The sequence below is a fragment of the Ruegeria sp. AD9 genome, assembly GCF_056542305.1.
On the sequence record NZ_JBQFZP010000009.1, the window covers coordinates 51078 to 69760 of the forward strand.

Consider the following 18683-nt stretch of genomic DNA (forward strand, 5'->3'; position numbering starts at 1 on the left):
CTTGCCTTGGGACGGTCCCTTGGCCAAGTCGCCGCTACCTTGTCAAAACGGGCATCAAAACATGCAACGTAACTTTATTCCCGGCATTATTGCCATGGCCGCCATTGTTGTGGCCTCGAACATTCTGGTCCAGTTCCTGATCCTTGACGGGCTGCTGACTTGGGGTGCTTTCACCTATCCGCTGGCCTTTCTGGTCACTGACATCATGAACCGCGTCTATGGCGTTGGTCCGGCCCGCAAGGTCGTGTTTGCCGGATTTGTCACCGGTGTCATCTGTTCGCTGATCGGCAGCCAGATCATGTTGCAGGGTGACGGGTTCACCTATGCTGCCGTACCGCTGCGCATCGCCGTTGCATCGGGAACCGCTTTCCTGATCGCGCAACTGACGGATGTTACCGTGTTCAATTCCCTACGCGGTGGTCGCTGGTGGCGTGCGCCGCTGGTGTCGACGCTGGTAGGGTCGGCACTGGATACCGCGATCTTCTTCACGCTTGCCTTTTCGGCTTCGGTCACCTTCTTCGGCGCCAATGCCGACGCTGCAATCAACTGGGCGTGGGAACCTGTTCCTTTCATGCTGTCCGGCCCGATGGCACCGCTTTGGGTGACGCTGGCTTTTGCGGACTGGATGGTGAAGCTTTCACTGGCGCTGATCGCCCTGATCCCGTTCAAGGTGATCGTTGCGCGGCTGACTGCGCAGCCTGTGTAAAAAAACGCTTTGAGAATGGCACAACTTGTGGCACGCTTCTTTTCAACCGCAACAGATAGAAAAGGAGGTGATCCAGTGTCAAGAAAGAGATTGGAGAGAGGTGTCGGAACAACCGGGGGGATCGCCCGTTAGGGCAGCCCTTGGCGGAGCGCTCGCTCCGGCTGGTCGATTGATCTAACCGACCCGACCTCCTGAACTTTCGAAGGGCCGTCCTGCTGGGGCGGCCCTTTTTGTTCCCGTCACCTTCTGGGGGTGGTCAAAATTCACTATGCGCTGGGGCTGGCTGAGTTCGATCCAATGTTAGAACCCGATCGCGGCAAAGGCGTGAATACGTGTTGTCAAAGCTTCGGTGCCTGGCCGCGTGCACTTGATGTCTGGCAAAGCTGCCGAGCGGCCTGACCTGGATATCCTTCTTCCTCACTTTCATCGAACACGACATAGGCGGCATAAGCGAATCTGGGTGCCGTTTCGACCAGCTTGAGCCACCCGTTGCAAAGTTCCGGTTCGACAACGCGCCTTGGGAAATATCCGGCCGAGGGAACCGACCGAAGATATTGCAGGCCGAGGGTGCCTATGCCCAACTGAAGGCGCGGCGCATCAAGCCCTGGAAAGTTCAGCATATGATCGGCGCGAAACTCCGGGCCCCAGTCTATCAGGATATAAGCGTTACCCAGATCAGCGGGGAGGGCTTCCGGGCCGCTGCTGACAAGGACAAACTCGTCCTCGAAAAGCTGGAGCGCGGTCAAGCCAGGTGCGTTTCGCGGCCGGTACATGATGGCAAGATCCAGGTTGCCTTCCTCGATCTCGCGCGTGAGTGTTTCCGACGGGGCCGCTGTCGCCCGGATAGCGACGTCAGGTAGTGCCGCCATCAACTCGGGAAGGGCGTTGATCAGATAGCCGTCCCAAAGGCTTGGTGTTGCGCCGATTTCCAAAGCAGCTGCCATCGAGGCAGGCAGACCGGCATCCAGCTTGGCCTGGGTCCACGTTCGCACCAGAACCTGTGCATGTTTGAGGAAATGCCGCCCGGCAATGGTCAAGGTCGCACCAGACTTGCTGCGTTCAAACACGGGCTGTCCAAGCTGTTGTTCGAGCGTTCGGATTCGCATGCTAACGGTCGATTGCGTAACATGGACCTTGTCCGCCGCATCAAGAAAAGTGCCGGTTTCAACGACCGCAAGGAAGGTTCGGGCGAGTTCAATATCCATCGTTCACCTATTTGAATATTCGATATTATTGGCGATATAAATTCGTTATTCAACGCTATGCGAATGTGCGATATACGCTTTGTAGCGCGAAAGTGCCCCCACCGGATCGGACCGCCAATCAACAGTTTTCATCGCAAAGTGGACAACCCGATCTGCGGAACAGGTGCAATCTGTCTGCCTTAGATAAGCCTCCGACACCCTAGCGCTGCACCAACCCCTCAATGGGTAAACCGCCCATTCCCTGATGGAGAACAAAATGAGTCGAGTTTCTGTTGTTGCTCTGCTCGCGTCATTCCTTGCCCTTCCGGCCGCTGCCTTGCCGGTAGGACTGGACACGGACGGTGATGGTCTGGCTTCGCTGACCGAGCTACAGACAAAGTACCCCGATATTACCAGTGAGAGCTTTGCCGAAATTGACACGGATGCCGATGGTTTCGTCAATGACGAAGAAATGGTCGCCGCGATCGAAGCCGAGTTGCTTCCTGATCCCAAAGGTGACGAATAAGCCGGGGTTGCCAAGAACATGAGAAACCCCTCTCCACCCTACAGGTGGATGCTTGCCGGGATGGGTATCTGGTTAGTGCTGTCCCCATTTGTACTGTTCAGCCAGAAAACCCTAGCTCACGGTTCGTCTGACCGTGAGTCGCTCGCCTTCATGACGATCGGTATTGGTGTGTTGGTCATGTCAGGCGCTAGCGGCCGGGGCCACCTTCTCGCACGGGTGGCTCCGGTATTGGCGGTCGGGGCAATACTGATCGCCGCGCCGGAGGTGCTGCATTTTACCGGTCATGGTGTGGCAGTGGGAAATGCTTGGCTCACGGGATCTGCGCTGATCGCGCTCGCCGCTTGGGAGGCGCTGGCGAGCAACAGATTGCGTGCGATCCTGTAGGCTGGCGCGGGGCGGGCAACTGCCCCGCGTTTTCTTTTGGCTCCAAAATCTAAATGATCTCGTCCTCATCGAACATCGGATCGCCGTCAAGCTGGCTGGCAATCGTATCGACCCGCATTTCGACATCCGAACCAGTCGTTTCAGCAATATGAAACAACGCGTCGCCTTCATGAACGACAGGCAGATTTGTACGCCCAACGATGATACCCGTGGTTTCGCAGATGATATCGGTCCTGAGTTCTCCGAACGGGTCGGAAATGCGTCCAAGCAGGTCACCAGCGGCGACGTATTCTCCGGCGGCTTTGAAAGTCCGCAACAGGCCACCGGCGGGCGCGCGCATCCACGAACTTGACCTGACATGGACAGGCTTTTCGCGCACAGCGGCGATGCCACGCTTGGCAACCATTCCCTTTGCGTTCATCACCCGAAGGATGCCTGCAACCCCCGCCCGCGCAGGCAGTTCGTCGAAACGCAGACCCTCACCACCCTCGAACAGCAGGATATCCACACCACGCTCTTGCGCGGCCTTGCGCAGTGACCCGTCGCGCAGCTTTGAAATCAGCACAACAGGCGCACCGAACGCATCAGCGTATTTGAGGGTGACATCCGAAGCCGGAGAGACGCGGATCTGCGGCAGATTGGTGCGGTGTATCGCGGCAGAATGAAGATCAATCCCCAGGTCCGACCGCTCGACGATCTCGGTCATGAAAAGATGCGCCAGCCGACCGGCCAGCGACCCTCCTTCGCTGCCGGGGAAGGATCGGTTCAGGTCGCGCCTGTCAGGAAGGTATCGGGAATGTGTCATGAAACCAAAGGCATTCACGATCGGGATAACCAGCAAGGTACCCGCAAGCTTGTCAAGCTGTGGCGCCCGAAGCAGCCGCCGTGCGATCTCCACGCCGATCACCTCATCGCCGTGAACGGCGGCACTGACGAACAGGACCGGCCCGGGGCGGCGGCCGTGAACCACGTGTACTGACATGCTCACTGGGGTATGATCCGACAGCACGCTGACCGGCAAATCCAGAGTGGTTCGTGTACCGGGCGGTACGCGATAACCCCCGATTTCAAAGGGACCGCGCATCGCCTCTACCCACGGCCTCGTGTCTTCGTGTTGCCTTTGGCCGCATTCTTTTCGAGAAATTCGATGATTTTGCCCGCAACATCGATGCCGGTGGCCTTTTCAACACCTTCAAGCCCGGGTGAGGAGTTCACTTCCATGACCACGGCACCGTGATTGGCCCGCAGCATATCGACACCACAGACATTCAGGCCCATCGCTTTGGCCGCACGCACGGCTGTCGAGCGTTCCTCGGGCGAGATTCTGATGGGCTTGGCGCTGCCACCCCGATGCAGGTTTGATCTGAACTCGCCCTCTGCCCCTTTTCGTTGCATCGCCGCGATCACCTTTCCACCGACCACAAGCGCACGAATATCCGTGCCGCCTGCTTCCTTGATGAACTCCTGTACCATGATGTTGACCTTGGCACCGCGAAACGCCTCAACCACGGATTTTGCCGATCGGTTTGAATCCGCAAGCACCACGCCGATGCCCTGCGTGCCCTCCAGCAGCTTGACCACCAGCGGAGCGTCCCCTGCCAGTTTGAGAACTTCGTCGGTCTGTTTCGGGTCATGCGCGAAGGTGGTGACTGGCAATCCGATCCCGTCACGTGCCATCAGCTGCATGGACCGCAACTTGTCACGGGATCTGCCAATTGCAACCGACTCGTTGAGCGGAAAGACACCCATGATTTCGAACTGCCGCAACACGGCCAGCCCATAGAATGTGACCGAAGCGCCGATCCGTGGGATCACCGCGTCATAGCGCCCAAGCTTCTTACCGTCGTAATAAACCTCGGGTCGGCGCGACGCGATATTCATGTAACAGCGTAGCGTGTTCACGATATCCAACTGGTGCCCGCGTTGTTCAGCAGCCTCTTTCAGACGCTGGTGGGAATACAGGTTTGGATTTCGGGCAAGCATGACAAGCTTCATTGATGTCGTCCTTCTGCGTCCTTGGATCTTGTCTTGCTCTTCATCTTTTTCGGGTCTTTTCGTGCATCCAGAAGATATGAGTGGCCGGGATCGACAAGGATCCCACGCCTGCGAATGGCGGTACGGCCAAGGATCAGATCAAACTCCATCCTCGCGCGATTGGCCAGCGAAACGTCGATTAGCCACCGATGCCGTCCAAGCAGAAGCTGTGTTCTGACGATCAACCGGCGTTCCGGAATGCCACCAGTGTTCTTGATTTCCCGCTCGTCTACAACCCGCGTACGCACCCGGCCCGATGACCGGCGGTTATGGACCGGGATCATGAACTCGACCCATCGTTCGCCATCAACCTCGAACACGGTCTGGTCCACGGCATGCAGGGCTGCGGTTCTGGCACCTGTGTCTATCTTTGCAGGAATATGCTCGATCCCGAAATCAGGCAGGCTGATCCGCTCGCGCCATCCTATGACTTCGGGGTATCCTGTTTGTTTGACCATGGCGACTAAGCCACGCTGTCATCATTGGCGCGCCGGTAATTCACAAACGAATTCGCGCTCATTACAACGTAAAAACTATCCATATCGATTAACACGTACCCAAGTTCAAAAAGCGCGATCGACAGGGCGCGGATATCTGTTTCATACAAACGCCTGCGCCTGGCGATCCGACGCACCAGCTTGTCCGGAATGCGATACCGTCCGCTGACCTTGCCGCCAAACTCCTGATCGTACAAGGCGGCCAGACGTTCGGCTGCGGCTGATATCCAGTCATTTTCCTGCATGCACTTTCTTACAAATCAGAAATTTTTTTGTCTATAGGCAAATATTTTCTGTTATATGGGTGAAAGTAAGAAACTTTTACCCCCACAGGTCGGCGGATGAGCGATACGGACTCCTTACCAAGGGAAACAGGGACGCAGCTTCAGCTGGCGTTGGAAAATCGCGACGGGGCGGCGCTGGCAGACCTGCTTGATCCGCTTTCGCTCAGCGATGCCTTGCGGGAATTGCTCAACCTGCCCGTTGACCAGCGAAGCGCCGCGCTCTCGTTGCTGCCACCGGAACGTGCGGCCGAACTGGTCGAAGAAGCGCCAAACGCGCTGGCGGTCGATCTTGTTGAGCGCATGGTTTCCGAACAGGCCGCCGAAATTATCCTCGAGCTGGATTCCGACATTCAGGCGGATGTCATCGGGGAACTTGAAGACGCCGATGCAGAAGCGATCCTTGCCCGGATGGACCCGGAAGATGCGGCGGATGTCCGGCGACTGGTTGAATATGACGACGATGTCGCCGGTGGTCTGATGGTGGCCGAAGCCTTCACCTTTTCCGATGGCGATACAGTCGGAAAGGTTCTGCGGCGTTTCGCTCATGAAGAGTACGACCTTGAACGTTACCGTGGCCAGCACCCCTACGTTTTGAATTCCGATGGCGTGCCTGTCGGGGTGCTGTCCTTGCGCAGCCTGCTGTCCACACGGCGAAGCATCAAACTCACCGATATCATGGTGCCCCCTATCACGGTTCCGGCCAGCATGCCGCTGGAAGAACTGGAGGACCTTTTCGATGAGCACCCTTTTCTTGGGTTGCCGGTTGTCGAAACGGACGGGAATCTTGTGGGTGTCGTTTCCCGCTCTGCCGTGAATGAGGCCCTGCTGAAGCGCGCGGAATCGGCAAGCCTGAAACGCCATGGTGTCTTTGGAGACGAACTGCGATCGATGCCTTTGCCGCTCAGGGCGCGGCGGCGGCTTCAATGGCTGTCGGCCAACATCGTGCTCAACGTAATCGCGGCCAGCGTGATTGCCGCCTACGAACAGACCCTTTCTGCCGTGATCGCTCTGGCTGTGTTCCTGCCGATGGTCTCGGATATGAGCGGTTGTTCCGGCAATCAGGCCGTTGCGGTCAGCATGCGCGAGCTGTCGCTTGGTCTGGTCCGGCCCATTGATGCTATGCGGGTCTGGCTAAAAGAGGTTTCGGTCGGCATCATCAACGGCTGTGTCCTTGGCCTGCTGATCGGACTCGTTGCCTGGATGTGGAAAGGAAACCCGTTTCTGGGTTTGGTGATTGGCGGCGCGCTGGGTTTGAACACGATCATCGCGGTATCGATCGGTGGCGTTCTGCCTTTGCTGTTAAAGCGCATCGGTCAGGACCCGGCGGTCGCCAGTGGCCCTTTGCTGACAACGATCACAGACATGGCAGGGTTTTTCCTGGTCCTGAGCCTTGCAACAGCGATGATGCCGCTCCTGAATTAGTGTTTTTCATGCGCCCCGATCAACACAGGGGTCGGGCGCTCAACCACGAGGAAGACATGACGATCTCAAGCATTGTCAAAACGCAGAACCTTAAAAAGCCGCCATTTTGCGACACTGACACAACGGTGTTCGATGCGGCCGTCACCATTGCGTTGCTGGATGTGAACGCGCTGGCGGTTCTCAGCGAAGGGAAGCTGGTCGGGATAATCACGGATCATGACGTGCTGCTGTGCCTGGCGGATTCCGGCTCAGCTTTCTACAAGCAGACAGTGGGTGACTGGATGACGGAAAAACCTGTCACCTGCGCGCTGGGCTCGAAGTTGTCCAGTGGTCTTAATCTGATGGCCAAACACAAAATCCGAAATCTTGTCGTAACTCAGAATGGAAAAGCAATTGCCATCGTCAGCAGTAAAGAAATCCTGGCACGGGTGCATGAGGAAGACGAGTTGGAGCTGAATGTGTTGCGTGACATCGCCCGCGGTGCTCAGGGCCAATCAATAGCCTGACACCCCGGTTCCATGTCTGCTCACTCTACATTCAGGGCCGCTATGGAAAGTCACTGTTAAAGATGGAAATGCTGACTTTCCAGGTGCCATCCGTCTGGCGTTTCAGGACGTTCACAAACTTCCCTTTCTCCGGCGGGTCAGAATCAGCGATAGCAAAAGACCCGACCTGATAGGCGGTATCTCCATCCACACTGAAATCGATCAACTCATTTGTATGCGTTCCACCGGTGTTTTCTTTCATTCTTTCCCGATAGGCTGCGATGAACGCCTCGCGCCCGCGCAGCAGGGGTTCTCCGGGCGCCAACAACATGACGTCTTCGGTAAAGAACGCAGCGCAGCCAGCAGCATCGCCTCGGTTAAATGCCTGATTGTACGCTTCATCAAAGTCTTCGAGCACGCGCCTCATATCCATGACGATCCCTTTCACAACCAACATTCACGAAAGATCGTTGCAGCCCTTCGCGCATTCGATTCTGCATAAGTAACGCAATATGGCCACAGCGTTGGCGGCACCTGACGTTAAATGAGCTGGGCTTGGAATACCTGACGGCGAACGCAACTGATGCGAACGGACGTCCCAGCCACCGCCAGGATTCTGCATTGCGCGAACTGCCAAAGCAGGCTTGATCGCACATATGCACTGCGCTAGGCACCGAGGATGAGGAGACTTGCTGAAATGCTGTGCCGCTATGGCTTACGCCCGCCCGCTTGTTGCGGGTTTCCGACGGCTCGGGTCAGGATCGCGACTCTTCCTTTTTATTCGCCCAAGTCACCAAGCTGACACTGACATGCTGCGCATCACCGAAGATATTGCTCTGCAAGACTGGGAAATGACCGAAAGTTTTGTACGATCGTCCGGTCCCGGGGGGCAGAATGTCAACAAGGTGTCGACCGCAGTCGAGCTGCGCTTCGAAGCGGTACGCTCACCGTCCTTGCCCGATCCGGTCAAGGCCCGGCTAAAGCGACTGGCCGGGCGACGCTGGACCAAAGATGGCGCAATCATCATTCAATGTGAGGAAACACGCTCGCAGGCCCGCAACCGTGAAATCGCGCGCGCGAGGCTGGCAGAACTGATCGCCCGCGCGCTGGTCAAACCCAAACGGCGGATCGCAACGAAACCGACCTATGGTTCGGTCAAGCGTCGACTTGCCGCGAAAAAGGCGCGTGGCGACGTCAAGGCGCTGCGGGGCAAGGTGTCTGAAGATTGATCTGGCATCTTGCCGGGGCGTTGATAGTCTGGCCCGCAAAGGCTGCAAAAGGGCAACGTCATGAGGCTGGAGGGAAAAACCGCAATCGTCACCGGTGGTGCATCGGGTTTTGGCGCGGGGATCGTGCAGAAATTCCTGGCCGAAGGCGCACGCGTCATGATCGCGGACATCAATGGTGACGCAGCCGCTGATATGGCGGGGCAACTTGGGGCCGGGGTATTGGCGCACCAGGTCGACGTCGGCAATAGGGCTTCAGTTCAAAAGATGGCGGACACGGCACTCGCCGCCTTTGGGGCGCTCGATATTCTGGTAAACAACGCAGGTGTCACCCACTTGCCAACCCCTCTGGAAAATGTCACCGAGGATGATTTCGACCGGGTCTTCAAGGTGAACATGAAGTCCGTCTATCTGACCGCCCAGGCATTTGTTCCCCATATGAAGGCGCGCGGCGCGGGTGCAATTCTGAACGTAGCCTCGACGGCGGGCCTGTCTCCGCGCCCGAATCTGAACTGGTACAACGCGTCCAAAGGGTGGATGATCACGGCAACCAAGACCATGGCGGTCGAACTGGCCCCAACCGGCATACGCGTGAACGCGATCTGCCCAGTGGCGGGCGAAACACCGCTGTTGAAATCTTTCATGGGCGAAGACACGCCCGAGATCCGCGCCAAGTTCCTGGCGACCATCCCACTGGGACGGTTTTCAACACCCGAAGATATGGCCAACGCCGCCTGTTTCCTGTGTTCGGACGAGGCCAGCATGATCACCGGCACCGCGCTCGAGGTCGATGGCGGCCGATGTATCTGATCCGATCTTCATCTGGCCAAAAATATCCCCGCCGGAGGCAGCGCGCGCCCGCGCGCTTCCCCGCACCAATCCCGAGTTCAAGATGATCCCTGGACCAAGAAACCTGATTACCGATGTCCCCGGCCTGGCAGTTGGAAACGCTCAGGACGATGCGCTGAAGTCCGGGACCACGGTCCTCACGGCAGATAAACCGTTCGTTGCGTCGGTCCATGTGATGGGCGGGGCACCTGGTACGCGCGAAACCGATCTGCTTGCGCCTGATAAAACCGTCACAGGGGTGGACGCGCTGGTTCTGTCCGGCGGATCGGCCTTTGGACTGGACGCCTGCTCGGGTGTTTCAGATGCGATGTGGGCTGAAGGGCGCGGGTTTCCCGTCAGTTCAGCGAAGGTTCCGATCATTCCCGGCGCGATCCTGTTTGACCTGCTCAATGGCGGTGCAAAGGATTGGGCGGAAAACCCCTATCGTGCGCTGGGGCGGGCTGCTTATCTGGGCGCTTCAAAAGATTTTGATTTGGGGTCCGTCGGGGCGGGCACCGGGGCGTTGGCCGCAATGCAGAAGGGCGGGCTTGGCTCTGCCTCGTCCATTCTGCCTGATGGAGTCACGGTCGGGGCCCTCGTTGCGGCGAACCCGCTGGGCAGTGTCACAACACCGGGTGACCGGCATTTCTGGGCAGCCCCCTTCGAAGTTGGCGATGAATTTGGCGGGCTGGGCCCCGATATGTCGCCGGATCAAAGCCGGATCCGCCGCAGCCGCAAGGCGTTGGCCATGAGTCCAGCGGAACCCGAACAGACAAACACGACCATCGCCATTGTCGCCACCGATGCCGTTCTGACCAAACCACAATGCCAGCGCCTTGCAGTAGCGGCGCATGACGGAATCGCGCGGGCCATCCTGCCTGCCCATACCCCCAACGACGGCGATTTGGTCTTTGCCCTCAGCACAGCAGCACGTCCGTTGCAGTCAGAGGCCGATCTCACTCTGATCGGGCACGCGGCCTCGCTGTGCCTGTCCCGGGCCATTGCGCGGGCGGTCTATCTGGCGACCCCGGCGGAAGGAGACCTGTTGCCCTGCTGGACCACTGTACATGACTTAAGTTAAGGACACACCATGTGTCGCAGTGGCACTGTAGATGCGCGCGGCAATCCGCGCGTTGACACTTTTATGCGCCGGGGGTCCATTCGGTGCAGCCAATTTGTATCGGAGCACAAGCTATGAATCGTATCCTCACTATCGCAATCGCTGGCCTGCTGGCGCTGCCCGCTCATGCCGAAGGCGATGCCGAAGCCGGTGAGAAAGCTTTCAACAAATGCAAGTCCTGCCACATGATCGCTGATCCGGCCGGAGAAGTCATCGTCAAAGGCGGAAAAACCGGCCCCAACCTCTATGGCGTCGCTGGCCGCACTGCCGGAACCTACGAAGACTTCAAATATGGCGACAGCATCGTCGCAGCCGGTGAGAAGGGTTTGGTCTGGGATGAGACGTCCTTTGTGGAATACACGCAGGACCCTAAGGGCTTCCTGCAATCTTATTTGGACGACACCGCTGCCAAGTCGAAAATGACCTTCAAGCTGAAAAGTGGCAGTGAAGACGTCTTTGCCTATATAGTCAGTGTATCAGGCGAATAAACGCTAACATTGTGCACCCACGCACAAGGACCAAAGGCCGCAGCCCCTGCGGCCTTTGGTGCGATTGATACCAGTGTAGAACAGCGCCACTTTGGTATCTGACGGCAAACCGCAGAGTGTGCCGCAACGCCAAGCCGACCCGGCAATAGCTAAACCCAACATCAGCGCCCGTCAGGCGGATTGGCAGCAGGAGAGGACAGATGGGCATTATGATCCCGGCTTGGGTTGATGGTGAATTGACCCCGGTAGACAAACTTGAAGCTCACGAAAAGGGCCTCAAGCACAAGGCCGTGTCGGTGTTTGTCGTAAGGGGCACCGAGATTTTGTTGCAGCGCCGGGCGCTGGGCAAATACCACACGCCCGGCCTGTGGGCGAACACTTGCTGCACGCATCCCGACTGGGACGAAAGCTCCTCAACCTGCGCCGTGCGCCGCTTGAACGAAGAGCTGGGGATCAAAGGTCTTTACCCTGAATACCGTCACCGTTTGGAATACCACGCCGATGTTGGGAACGGCATGGTGGAAAACGAAGTTGTCGACGTTTTTCTGGCCCATGTGCGCGGACCGCTGAAAATCGCACCTAATCCGGACGAAGTCATGGATATCCGCTGGATCGACTACCATGACCTGTTGGCCGAAGTGGCCCGCCACCCGGACCGGTTTACACCGTGGCTCAAAATCTACCTGCACAACCATGCGGACACGATTTTCGGCCCGGACCTGATCATTTCTGCCAAATCCTGACGCACTCCGAAAATCCCTGCCTTGCAAGGGCGGCCCAAGCCGCCTAAATCAACGCGTCATGGCCAAGCAGAAGACAGACCCGAATTACAAGGTAATCGCCGAAAACCGGCGCGCCCGCTTCGATTACGCAATCGAAGAGGACATTGAATGTGGCATCATCCTGCAAGGGTCCGAGGTCAAATCCCTGCGCGCGGGCGGCTCGAACATCGCCGAAAGCTATGCCACGGTCGATGACGGAGAGCTCTGGCTGGTCAACAGCTATATCGCGCCGTATGAGCAGGCCAAGATGTTCAAGCACGAAGAACGTCGCCGCCGCAAACTGCTGGTGTCCCGCAAGCAGATGTCGAACCTGTGGAACGCGACGCAGCGCAAGGGCATGACTCTGGTGCCGCTGGTTCTGTATTTCAACCACAGAGGACTGGCCAAGGTTAAAATCGGCATCGCCAAGGGTAAGAAAACCCACGACAAGCGCGAAACTCAGGCCAAGCGTGACTGGTCAAGGCAGAAGCAGCGCTTGTTGAAAGATCACAGCTAGAACGCCATCGCCGCCTGAACCGCCCGTTGCCAGCGATCATAGGCCGCGTCGCGTTCGGCTTGTTCTTGCGTGGGCTCGAACCGGCGGTCCAGCGCCCATGTTTGGGCAAAACCGGCCTGATCCGGGTATATCCCAGCTTTCATACCTGCCAGCCATGCGGCGCCAAGGGCGGTCGTTTCCTGCATAACCGGGCGATCCACCGGGGCACCCAGACAATCTGAAAGACCTTGCATTGTCCAGTCAGATGCACTCATCCCGCCATCGACGCGCAGGATGACATCCGCCTCGGCCCCCCAGTCGCCCTGCATGGCGTGCCACAGGTCGCGGGTCTGAAAGGCGATGCTTTCCAGCGTGGCACGGGCAATCTCGGCCCGGCCGGAATTGCGCGTCAGACCGAACATCGCACCGCGGCAATCCGGCTTCCAGTAAGGAGCCCCAAGGCCCGTGAATGCGGGCACCAGGATCACATGCTGGTTCGGGTCGGCCTGCGCTGCCAGATCGCCGCTTTGCGGGGCCGAATCGATGATCTGCAACGCATCGCGCAGCCATTGCACGGCGGCCCCGGCGATAAAGATCGACCCTTCCAGCGCATAGGTGCGCTGACCGTCCAATTGGTAAGCGATTGTCGTCAGAAGACGGTTTTTCGATTCAACCGGCTGCGCGCCCGTGTTCAGCAGTGCGAAACAGCCCGTGCCATAGGTTGATTTCATCATACCGGGCTGGAAACAGGCCTGACCGATGGTGGCTGCCTGCTGATCGCCTGCCACACCCAGAATGGGGATGTTCCCACCAAGCAAGGTGGTTGCGCCGAAATCCGAGGCGCAATCCTGCACGTTCGGCAACATATGAACGGGTACATCCAGCAACTCGCAAATCTCAGCACTCCAGGCGCCTTTGTGAATGTCGAACAGCAGGGTGCGGGCGGCGTTGGTGGCGTCAGTGGTATGGACACGACCTTCGGTCAGACGCCAGATCAGGAAACTGTCGATGGTGCCGAACAGCAACTCTCCGGCCTCTGCCCGAGCGCGTGCGCCTGAAACGGTGTCCAGCAGCCATTTGACCTTGGTGCCCGAGAAATAAGGGTCCAGCAGCAGGCCGGTCTGGGCGGTGACGTCATCCTCACACCCGGCTTGCTTGTAGCGGGCGCAGATTTCTGCGGTGCGGCGGTCCTGCCAGACAATCGCGTTATGGATGGCCTTTCCGGTCTGCTTGTCCCAGACCACGGTGGTTTCACGCTGGTTGGTGATGCCGATACCGGTGATCTGGTCAGCCGAAACACCGGCGCTTTTCATCACCTCGCGGCACACATGCAGAACGCTGGACCAGATATCCTCGGGGTCGTGTTCAACCCAACCTTCTCGCGGGAAATGCTGGGGGAACTCCTGCTGAGCGGTGCCAACACGGTTCATCTGCCCGTCGAACAGGATTGCGCGCGAGGACGTGGTGCCCTGATCGATTGCCAGAATATAGGTCATGTCCGCTCTCCCCCGGTGTCATTTTGCGCGACTTTAGCGCAAACAACGGCGCCGGGGCCAGAGCAGAAATCAGACCGGATCGACGGGAATATTGTCGATCAGGCGGACGCCATCGGCCCAGGCCGTGACGAACAAGCGCGCGGGTTTGCTGGCATTCGGCAGGCTTTCCAGCGTCTCGGCGCAGCGCAGATCGATATATTCCACCTCGGTAAAACCAGCGTCCAACAATGCGGCTTTTGCGTCTTGCGCCAGCACCGTGAATTCCTTGCCAGCGGCAAGCTTATCCGCCACCCGCCGCATGACCTCGTTCATGCGGGACGCGACCTTTACGCCCTCGGGCGACAACAGCAGATTGCGCGACGACATCGCCAACCCCGAAGGCTCGCGCACGGTTGGGCAGCCAACAACCTCGATGGGAATGTCCAGATCGCGGGCCATGCGGCGCACCACCAGCAGCTGCTGGTAGTCTTTTTCCCCGAAATAGGCTCGATCCGCCTGCGTTTGCAGGAACAGCTTGGCCACTACAGTTGCCACGCCTTCGAAATGGCCGGGGCGGAAAGGGCCTTCCATCATGTCGGTCAAACCGGTCACGGATACCGTGGTGGAAAAGCCGTCGGGATAGATTTCCTGAGGGTCCGGCACATAGATCGCATCCACGCCATAAGGGGCCAGCTTTTGCGCGTCTTCATGTTCCGTGCGGGGATAGTTCGACAGATCTTCGGGGTTGTTGAACTGCTTGGGGTTCACAAAGATCGTCACGATCACCCGGTCACAGTTTTCCTTTGCGGCCTGCGCCAGCGACAAATGCCCTTCGTGCAGTGCGCCCATTGTCGGTACAACGCCGATAACGTCACCTGCGCGGTGCCATTCTGTCGTCTTGGCTCGCAGTTCCGCCAGCGAGCGCAGGATCGGCGCGGTCACGTCTTTGGTCCTTTCGCCGGAGCCTGATCAGCAAAGACATGTTCGTCCGCCGGAAATGTTCGCGCACGCACTTCGGCCGCATAATCTGCGATGGCGGCTTCGGCCAACGGGCCAAGCTCGGCATAGCGTTTGACGAATTTTGGTTTGAAGGCGGTGAAAAAGCCGACCAGGTCATCGACGACCAGAATCTGCCCGTCACAACCGGCGGACGCTCCGATTCCGATGGTGGGGATGGCAACCTGTTCGGTGATCCTGTCGGCCAGACCTTGCGGCACTTTCTCAAGCACCACGGAAAACGCGCCAGCCTCGGTTACGGCGCGGGCGTCTGCCATGACGGTTTCGGCCTGCTCGTCACGCCCCTGCACCTTGTAGCCGCCCAGCGTGTTGATCGATTGCGGGGTCAGGCCGATATGCGCCATCACCGGGATGCCGCGCTTGACCAGAAAGCGGATGGTTTCGGCCATCTCGACACCGCCTTCCAGCTTGACTGCCCCCGCACCGGTTTCCGCCATCAGCCGCGCCGCGTTGCGAAACGCTTGTGCCGGGCTTTCCTCATAGCTGCCAAACGGCATGTCGATAACCATCATCGCCGTGCTCAGCCCGCGTGCGACGGCCTGACCGTGCAGGATCATCATCTCCATCGTGACACCAAGGGTGGATTCCAGCCCGTGCAAAACCATCCCGACGCTGTCCCCCACAAGAACAAAGTCACAATGCGTGTCCATCAGGCGCGCCATAGGCGTCGTGTATGCGGTCAGCGAGACCAGAGGCACGCCGCCTTTTCGGGCTCGAATATCTTCGGCGTTCGGGGCCTTTTTGCGGGCGGTGGCGCTCATGGTTGGCTCCTGCAGGGCTTATGTTGCAGTGCGGCATAGCAGATCAGCCGGGGCCAAAGAAACCCCGGTTGCGCGAACATTCCCTTGATTGACCTCAGGTTTAAAGGAACACTGCCGATAAAACGGCCCGGAAAACATGGGCGCAGATTTTCAGTTGGGAGAGTTCACATGACAAAACACGTGCTTCGGACATTCGCGTCGACCGTGGCGATCGGCGCCAGCCTGTTGGCAACGCAGGTTTTGGCCAAATCTGACATCACCATCGCCATGCAGCTGGAACCCCCGCATCTAGATCCGACCAGCGCAGCAGCTCAGGCCATCGATTCGGTTGTCTACACCAACATTTTCGAAGGTCTGACCCGTTTCATGGGCGACGGTTCGGTCGTGCCCGGCCTTGCGGAAAGTTGGGAGATTTCCGAAGACGGCAAAACTTATACCTTTAAACTGCGCGACGGCGTGACCTTCCATGACGGCACGACCATGGATGCCGAGGATGTCAAATTCAGCCTTGACCGGGCCACGGCCGAGGACAGCGCCAACGCGCAGAAAGCATTGTTTGCAGGGATCGAAAGCGTCGAGGCCGTGGATCCGCTGACAGTCAGGATCACCCTGGCCGATCCGAACGGTAACTTCCTGTTCAATCTTGCCTGGGGTGACGCGGTGATCGTCGCGCCTGAAAGCATCGAGACCATCAAGACAAACCCGGTTGGTACCGGCGCTTACACCTTTAGTGACTGGGTTCAGGGCGACAGCATAACACTGAACCGCAACCCCAATTATTGGGGCGATCAACCCGCTTTAGAGACTGCGACGTTCAAATTCATCTCAGACCCGACCGCCGCTTTCGCGGCCATGATGGCCGAAGACGTGGACGTGTTCGACAACTTCCCGGCACCGGAAAACCTGCCCCAGTTCGAGGCTGACCCGCGGTTTCAGGTTCTGGTTGGATCGACCGAGGGGGAAACGATCCTGTCCACCAACAACAAACAGCCGCCATTCGATGATATTCGGGTCCGGCAGGCGTTGGCCCATGCGATTGACCGGCAGGCCATCATCGACGGCGCCATGTTCGGGTACGGCACCCCTATCGGCACGCATTTTGCGCCACACAACCCCGCTTATGTCGATCTGACGGGCCAGTCCGCGTATGATCCCGAAAAGGCCAGGGCTTTGCTGGCAGAGGCGGGATTTGAAAACGGGTTCGAGACAACTCTGCACTTGCCGCCGCCATCTTATGCGCGCCGGGGCGGTGAAATCATCGCCGCGCAGCTGGCCGAGGTCGGCATCACGGCCGAGATCATCAACGTCGAATGGGCCCAGTGGCTGGAATCGGTGTTCAAGGGCAAGGAATTTGGTCTGACCATCGTCAGCCATACCGAACCGATGGATATCGGCATCTATGCGCGGCCCGACTATTACTTCCAGTATGACAGCATCGACTTTCAGACGCTGATGGAGACGCTGAACACCACCACCGACCCCGAGGAACGGACCCGTCTTCTGGGTGAGGCGCAGCGCCTCATCTCGAACGATTATGTCAACGGGTACCTGTTCCAGCTGGCCAAGCTGGGCGTCGCCAAGGCCGGTGTTCAGGGCCTTTGGGAAAACGCACCAACTGCGGCAATCGACCTGACCGCCATTTCCTGGTCTGAATGACATCAGTTGACTGGGCCTGCTTAACGGGCCCAGTCTCACCATTGCGAAATGCGTTTCTAACGATCATGAAAAGCTTGTTTGCAGGTTTCGTTCTTTTGCTTTTCGCGTCTGTCCTCCCAGGCGCTGTTTTTGCGCAGGGCTTGTTCCAAGGGCAGCAGGATACGCTGGTGGGAACCCCGGACAACCCGCTGCAGGTCGGGGTTGGTATCAAGATCGACCAGATTACCGGCGTCGATCAGCAATCCGAAAACTATGGTGCCGTGGTTGTACTGCGGTTCGAATGGACAGACCCGGAACTGGCGTTTGATGCAGCAAGCCTTGGTCGTGATTTTCGGGTTTTTGAACCTCCCGCTTTCGTGAAATACGCCGCTGAGCTGGATGTGGTAACCCCGGCTTTTGTTATCCACAACCAACAGTCCAATCGATGGATTCATGAATCCGCAGTTGCCGTGCGTCATGACGGTCACGTGACCTTTGTCGAAAAATCCTCGCTGACCTTGCAGGCTCCGCATTTCAACTTTCGCAAATACCCGTTCGATACGCAGGAATTTCACTTCGAGGTCGTATCGGTGTTTCCTTCGCAATTCGTTCACTATCACTCGCTTGATGAATACTCCGGCCTGGGTGACATGCTGGGCGAAGAGGAGTGGATACTTGGCAATGCCAGGGCTCTGACGTCAACGACGACCGGTTTGTCGGGCAACGAAAGCGACCGGGTGGAACTTGTCTTCGAAGGCACCCGGCACCTGACATATTACACCATCCGCATTTTCCTGCCGATGCTGGTGCTGATCACAGTGGGATGGGCGCTTTTCTTTCTGGATGAATACCGGAAACGGATCGAGATCGCGGGCGGCAATCTGTTGGTCTTTGTGGCCTTCAACTGGGCCATTTCCGCTGACTTGCCCAAGCTTGGCTATCTGACGTTTCTGGATTTCATTCTGCAATGCATGTTCCTGATGACAGGAACGATTATTGTCTTCAGCGTGATGCTGCGCAAATTGAAAACGTCCGGTCGGGAAGAGACGGCCAGAAAGCTCGACAATTACGCGATCAAATGGATTTACCCGTTGGGATATGCCGCCATCATCGGCTATGCCGTTTTTGCCTTTCTGATGACGTCTTAGGGCTGAACCCCACATTCTATGTATTTCTGAAATCGTGTGGATAGCCATGGGCTACCGGCTTTTCTGACCCTTGTCGGCGTTGCAGGACTAAGGTGGCGCACACCGCGCGCTGCCAGCGATAGGAAAATCGCAAGATTTATCAAGCTCTGCTAATTGCCGTGGTGTCTGATTCAACACAACAGATGTCGGATTCAAGAGTATCCAAA

General features: G+C 57.9%; 22 protein-coding genes. 13 read left to right on the top strand and 9 right to left on the bottom strand.

The window, feature by feature from the left end; all coding sequences use genetic code 11:
- Positions 1-61: 61 nt before the first annotated feature.
- A complete protein-coding gene (locus ACR0AM_RS13930; protein WP_480494975.1) occupies positions 62-706 on the top strand; it encodes a queuosine precursor transporter in 645 nt (214 codons plus the stop codon).
- Between the two features lie 338 nt (positions 707-1044).
- Here ACR0AM_RS13930 and ACR0AM_RS13935 read toward each other — a convergent pair whose 3' ends face one another.
- Positions 1045-1911 (bottom strand): LysR family transcriptional regulator, encoded by an 867-nt coding sequence (locus tag ACR0AM_RS13935; protein WP_480494973.1) that lies wholly within the window; start codon positions 1909-1911, stop codon positions 1045-1047.
- Positions 1912-2167: 256 nt separating this feature from the next.
- On the opposite strand from ACR0AM_RS13935, the gene ACR0AM_RS13940 reads away from it, so the two are divergent.
- Both ACR0AM_RS13940 and ACR0AM_RS13945 read left to right on the top strand, forming a co-directional pair.
- On the top strand, positions 2168-2416 hold the full coding sequence (locus ACR0AM_RS13940) for an EF-hand domain-containing protein (RefSeq protein ID WP_480623218.1): 249 nt from the start codon (positions 2168-2170) through the stop codon (positions 2414-2416).
- A gap of 60 nt (positions 2417-2476) precedes the next feature.
- On the top strand, positions 2477-2800 hold the full coding sequence (locus ACR0AM_RS13945) for an SPW repeat domain-containing protein (RefSeq protein WP_480623219.1): 324 nt from the start codon (positions 2477-2479) through the stop codon (positions 2798-2800).
- Positions 2801-2849: 49 nt separating this feature from the next.
- Here the strand turns inward: ACR0AM_RS13945 and ACR0AM_RS13950 are convergent, their stop codons facing one another.
- From ACR0AM_RS13950 to ACR0AM_RS13965, 4 genes are read right to left on the bottom strand one after another with little or no spacing between them, the layout of a single operon-like run.
- Positions 2850-3884: a succinylglutamate desuccinylase/aspartoacylase family protein gene (locus ACR0AM_RS13950; RefSeq protein WP_480623220.1), complete on the bottom strand. Its 1035-nt coding sequence runs from the start codon at positions 3882-3884 to the stop codon at positions 2850-2852.
- A 5-nt stretch (positions 3885-3889) separates the two neighbouring features.
- The gene (gene rimK, locus ACR0AM_RS13955; protein WP_480474512.1) at positions 3890-4795 is read right to left on the bottom strand and encodes a 30S ribosomal protein S6--L-glutamate ligase; all 906 of its coding nucleotides are present in this window, start codon (positions 4793-4795) and stop codon (positions 3890-3892) included.
- The gene (locus ACR0AM_RS13960) at positions 4792-5292 is read right to left on the bottom strand and encodes an ATP-dependent zinc protease family protein (RefSeq protein WP_480474514.1); all 501 of its coding nucleotides are present in this window, start codon (positions 5290-5292) and stop codon (positions 4792-4794) included. The genes rimK and ACR0AM_RS13960 overlap by 4 nt, the downstream gene beginning before the upstream one ends.
- Before the next feature lie 5 nt (positions 5293-5297).
- Positions 5298-5576, bottom strand: coding sequence for a hypothetical protein (locus tag ACR0AM_RS13965; protein ID WP_480474516.1), 279 nt, complete (start codon positions 5574-5576; stop codon positions 5298-5300).
- 96 nt (positions 5577-5672) lie between these two features.
- On the opposite strand from ACR0AM_RS13965, the gene mgtE reads away from it, so the two are divergent.
- Both mgtE and ACR0AM_RS13975 read left to right on the top strand, forming a co-directional pair.
- Complete coding sequence (mgtE, locus tag ACR0AM_RS13970) at positions 5673-7037, top strand: magnesium transporter (protein WP_480474518.1); 1365 nt, start codon at positions 5673-5675, stop codon at positions 7035-7037.
- A gap of 56 nt (positions 7038-7093) precedes the next feature.
- Positions 7094-7543: a CBS domain-containing protein gene (locus tag ACR0AM_RS13975; RefSeq protein ID WP_480474520.1), complete on the top strand. Its 450-nt coding sequence runs from the start codon at positions 7094-7096 to the stop codon at positions 7541-7543.
- 40 nt (positions 7544-7583) lie between these two features.
- Here the strand turns inward: ACR0AM_RS13975 and ACR0AM_RS13980 are convergent, their stop codons facing one another.
- Positions 7584-7955, bottom strand: coding sequence for a YybH family protein (locus ACR0AM_RS13980; RefSeq protein WP_480474522.1), 372 nt, complete (start codon positions 7953-7955; stop codon positions 7584-7586).
- A gap of 376 nt (positions 7956-8331) precedes the next feature.
- On the opposite strand from ACR0AM_RS13980, the gene arfB reads away from it, so the two are divergent.
- The 6 genes from arfB to smpB all read left to right on the top strand — a co-directional run bounded on the left by arfB (position 8332) and on the right by smpB (position 12462).
- Positions 8332-8751 (top strand): alternative ribosome rescue aminoacyl-tRNA hydrolase ArfB, encoded by a 420-nt coding sequence (gene arfB / locus ACR0AM_RS13985; RefSeq protein ID WP_480474524.1) that lies wholly within the window; start codon positions 8332-8334, stop codon positions 8749-8751.
- 60 nt (positions 8752-8811) lie between these two features.
- The gene (locus ACR0AM_RS13990; protein WP_480623221.1) at positions 8812-9558 is read left to right on the top strand and encodes an SDR family oxidoreductase; all 747 of its coding nucleotides are present in this window, start codon (positions 8812-8814) and stop codon (positions 9556-9558) included.
- 82 nt (positions 9559-9640) lie between these two features.
- The gene (locus ACR0AM_RS13995; RefSeq protein WP_480606202.1) at positions 9641-10657 is read left to right on the top strand and encodes a P1 family peptidase; all 1017 of its coding nucleotides are present in this window, start codon (positions 9641-9643) and stop codon (positions 10655-10657) included.
- Positions 10658-10770: 113 nt separating this feature from the next.
- Positions 10771-11184 carry a c-type cytochrome gene (locus ACR0AM_RS14000; RefSeq protein WP_480474528.1) on the top strand — a complete coding sequence of 138 codons (414 nt, stop codon included), beginning with the start codon at positions 10771-10773 and terminating at the stop codon, positions 11182-11184.
- 200 nt (positions 11185-11384) lie between these two features.
- Positions 11385-11927 carry an isopentenyl-diphosphate Delta-isomerase gene (idi, locus tag ACR0AM_RS14005; RefSeq protein ID WP_480555115.1) on the top strand — a complete coding sequence of 181 codons (543 nt, stop codon included), beginning with the start codon at positions 11385-11387 and terminating at the stop codon, positions 11925-11927.
- Between the two features lie 58 nt (positions 11928-11985).
- Positions 11986-12462, top strand: a complete 477-nt coding sequence (gene smpB, locus ACR0AM_RS14010; RefSeq protein ID WP_267365868.1) for an SsrA-binding protein SmpB — start codon at positions 11986-11988, stop codon at positions 12460-12462.
- On the opposite strand, the gene glpK is transcribed toward smpB, so the two are convergent.
- The 3 genes from glpK to panB form a co-directional block, all read right to left on the bottom strand.
- Positions 12459-13937: a glycerol kinase GlpK gene (gene glpK, locus ACR0AM_RS14015; RefSeq protein WP_480623222.1), complete on the bottom strand. Its 1479-nt coding sequence runs from the start codon at positions 13935-13937 to the stop codon at positions 12459-12461. The genes smpB and glpK overlap by 4 nt on opposite strands.
- Positions 13938-14006: 69 nt before the next feature.
- Positions 14007-14858 (bottom strand): pantoate--beta-alanine ligase, encoded by an 852-nt coding sequence (gene panC / locus ACR0AM_RS14020; protein ID WP_480623223.1) that lies wholly within the window; start codon positions 14856-14858, stop codon positions 14007-14009.
- On the bottom strand, positions 14855-15694 hold the full coding sequence (gene panB / locus ACR0AM_RS14025; RefSeq protein WP_480623224.1) for a 3-methyl-2-oxobutanoate hydroxymethyltransferase: 840 nt from the start codon (positions 15692-15694) through the stop codon (positions 14855-14857). Before panB ends, panC begins: the two co-directional genes overlap by 4 nt.
- A gap of 168 nt (positions 15695-15862) precedes the next feature.
- On the opposite strand from panB, the gene ACR0AM_RS14030 reads away from it, so the two are divergent.
- Together ACR0AM_RS14030 and ACR0AM_RS14035 are read left to right on the top strand one after the other, a co-directional pair.
- Positions 15863-17350 (top strand): ABC transporter substrate-binding protein, encoded by a 1488-nt coding sequence (locus ACR0AM_RS14030; RefSeq protein ID WP_480623225.1) that lies wholly within the window; start codon positions 15863-15865, stop codon positions 17348-17350.
- A gap of 167 nt (positions 17351-17517) precedes the next feature.
- A complete protein-coding gene (locus ACR0AM_RS14035; protein WP_480506553.1) occupies positions 17518-18477 on the top strand; it encodes a ligand-gated ion channel in 960 nt (319 codons plus the stop codon).
- The last annotated feature ends 206 nt before the right edge of the window (positions 18478-18683 follow it).

Bases quoted from the DNA above. Each gene is read 5' to 3' on its own strand.
- panB (WP_480623224.1), bottom strand. From the start codon at position 15,694: ATGAGCGCCACCGCCCGCAAAAAGGCCCCGAACGCCGAAGATATTCGA.
- ACR0AM_RS13940 (WP_480623218.1), top strand. From the start codon at position 2,168: ATGAGTCGAGTTTCTGTTGTTGCTCTGCTCGCGTCATTCCTTGCCCTT.
- mgtE (WP_480474518.1), top strand. From the start codon at position 5,673: ATGAGCGATACGGACTCCTTACCAAGGGAAACAGGGACGCAGCTTCAG.
- ACR0AM_RS13930 (WP_480494975.1), top strand. From the start codon at position 62: ATGCAACGTAACTTTATTCCCGGCATTATTGCCATGGCCGCCATTGTT.
- ACR0AM_RS13935 (WP_480494973.1), bottom strand. From the start codon at position 1,911: ATGGATATTGAACTCGCCCGAACCTTCCTTGCGGTCGTTGAAACCGGC.
- ACR0AM_RS14030 (WP_480623225.1), top strand. From the start codon at position 15,863: ATGACAAAACACGTGCTTCGGACATTCGCGTCGACCGTGGCGATCGGC.
- rimK (WP_480474512.1), bottom strand. From the start codon at position 4,795: ATGAAGCTTGTCATGCTTGCCCGAAATCCAAACCTGTATTCCCACCAG.
- ACR0AM_RS13960 (WP_480474514.1), bottom strand. From the start codon at position 5,292: ATGGTCAAACAAACAGGATACCCCGAAGTCATAGGATGGCGCGAGCGG.
- ACR0AM_RS13945 (WP_480623219.1), top strand. From the start codon at position 2,477: ATGGGTATCTGGTTAGTGCTGTCCCCATTTGTACTGTTCAGCCAGAAA.
- ACR0AM_RS13980 (WP_480474522.1), bottom strand. From the start codon at position 7,955: ATGGATATGAGGCGCGTGCTCGAAGACTTTGATGAAGCGTACAATCAG.
- ACR0AM_RS13950 (WP_480623220.1), bottom strand. From the start codon at position 3,884: ATGCGCGGTCCCTTTGAAATCGGGGGTTATCGCGTACCGCCCGGTACA.
- idi (WP_480555115.1), top strand. From the start codon at position 11,385: ATGGGCATTATGATCCCGGCTTGGGTTGATGGTGAATTGACCCCGGTA.
- glpK (WP_480623222.1), bottom strand. From the start codon at position 13,937: ATGACCTATATTCTGGCAATCGATCAGGGCACCACGTCCTCGCGCGCA.
- ACR0AM_RS13965 (WP_480474516.1), bottom strand. From the start codon at position 5,576: ATGCAGGAAAATGACTGGATATCAGCCGCAGCCGAACGTCTGGCCGCC.
- ACR0AM_RS13995 (WP_480606202.1), top strand. From the start codon at position 9,641: ATGATCCCTGGACCAAGAAACCTGATTACCGATGTCCCCGGCCTGGCA.
- ACR0AM_RS13975 (WP_480474520.1), top strand. From the start codon at position 7,094: ATGACGATCTCAAGCATTGTCAAAACGCAGAACCTTAAAAAGCCGCCA.
- arfB (WP_480474524.1), top strand. From the start codon at position 8,332: ATGCTGCGCATCACCGAAGATATTGCTCTGCAAGACTGGGAAATGACC.
- smpB (WP_267365868.1), top strand. From the start codon at position 11,986: ATGGCCAAGCAGAAGACAGACCCGAATTACAAGGTAATCGCCGAAAAC.
- ACR0AM_RS14000 (WP_480474528.1), top strand. From the start codon at position 10,771: ATGAATCGTATCCTCACTATCGCAATCGCTGGCCTGCTGGCGCTGCCC.
- ACR0AM_RS13990 (WP_480623221.1), top strand. From the start codon at position 8,812: ATGAGGCTGGAGGGAAAAACCGCAATCGTCACCGGTGGTGCATCGGGT.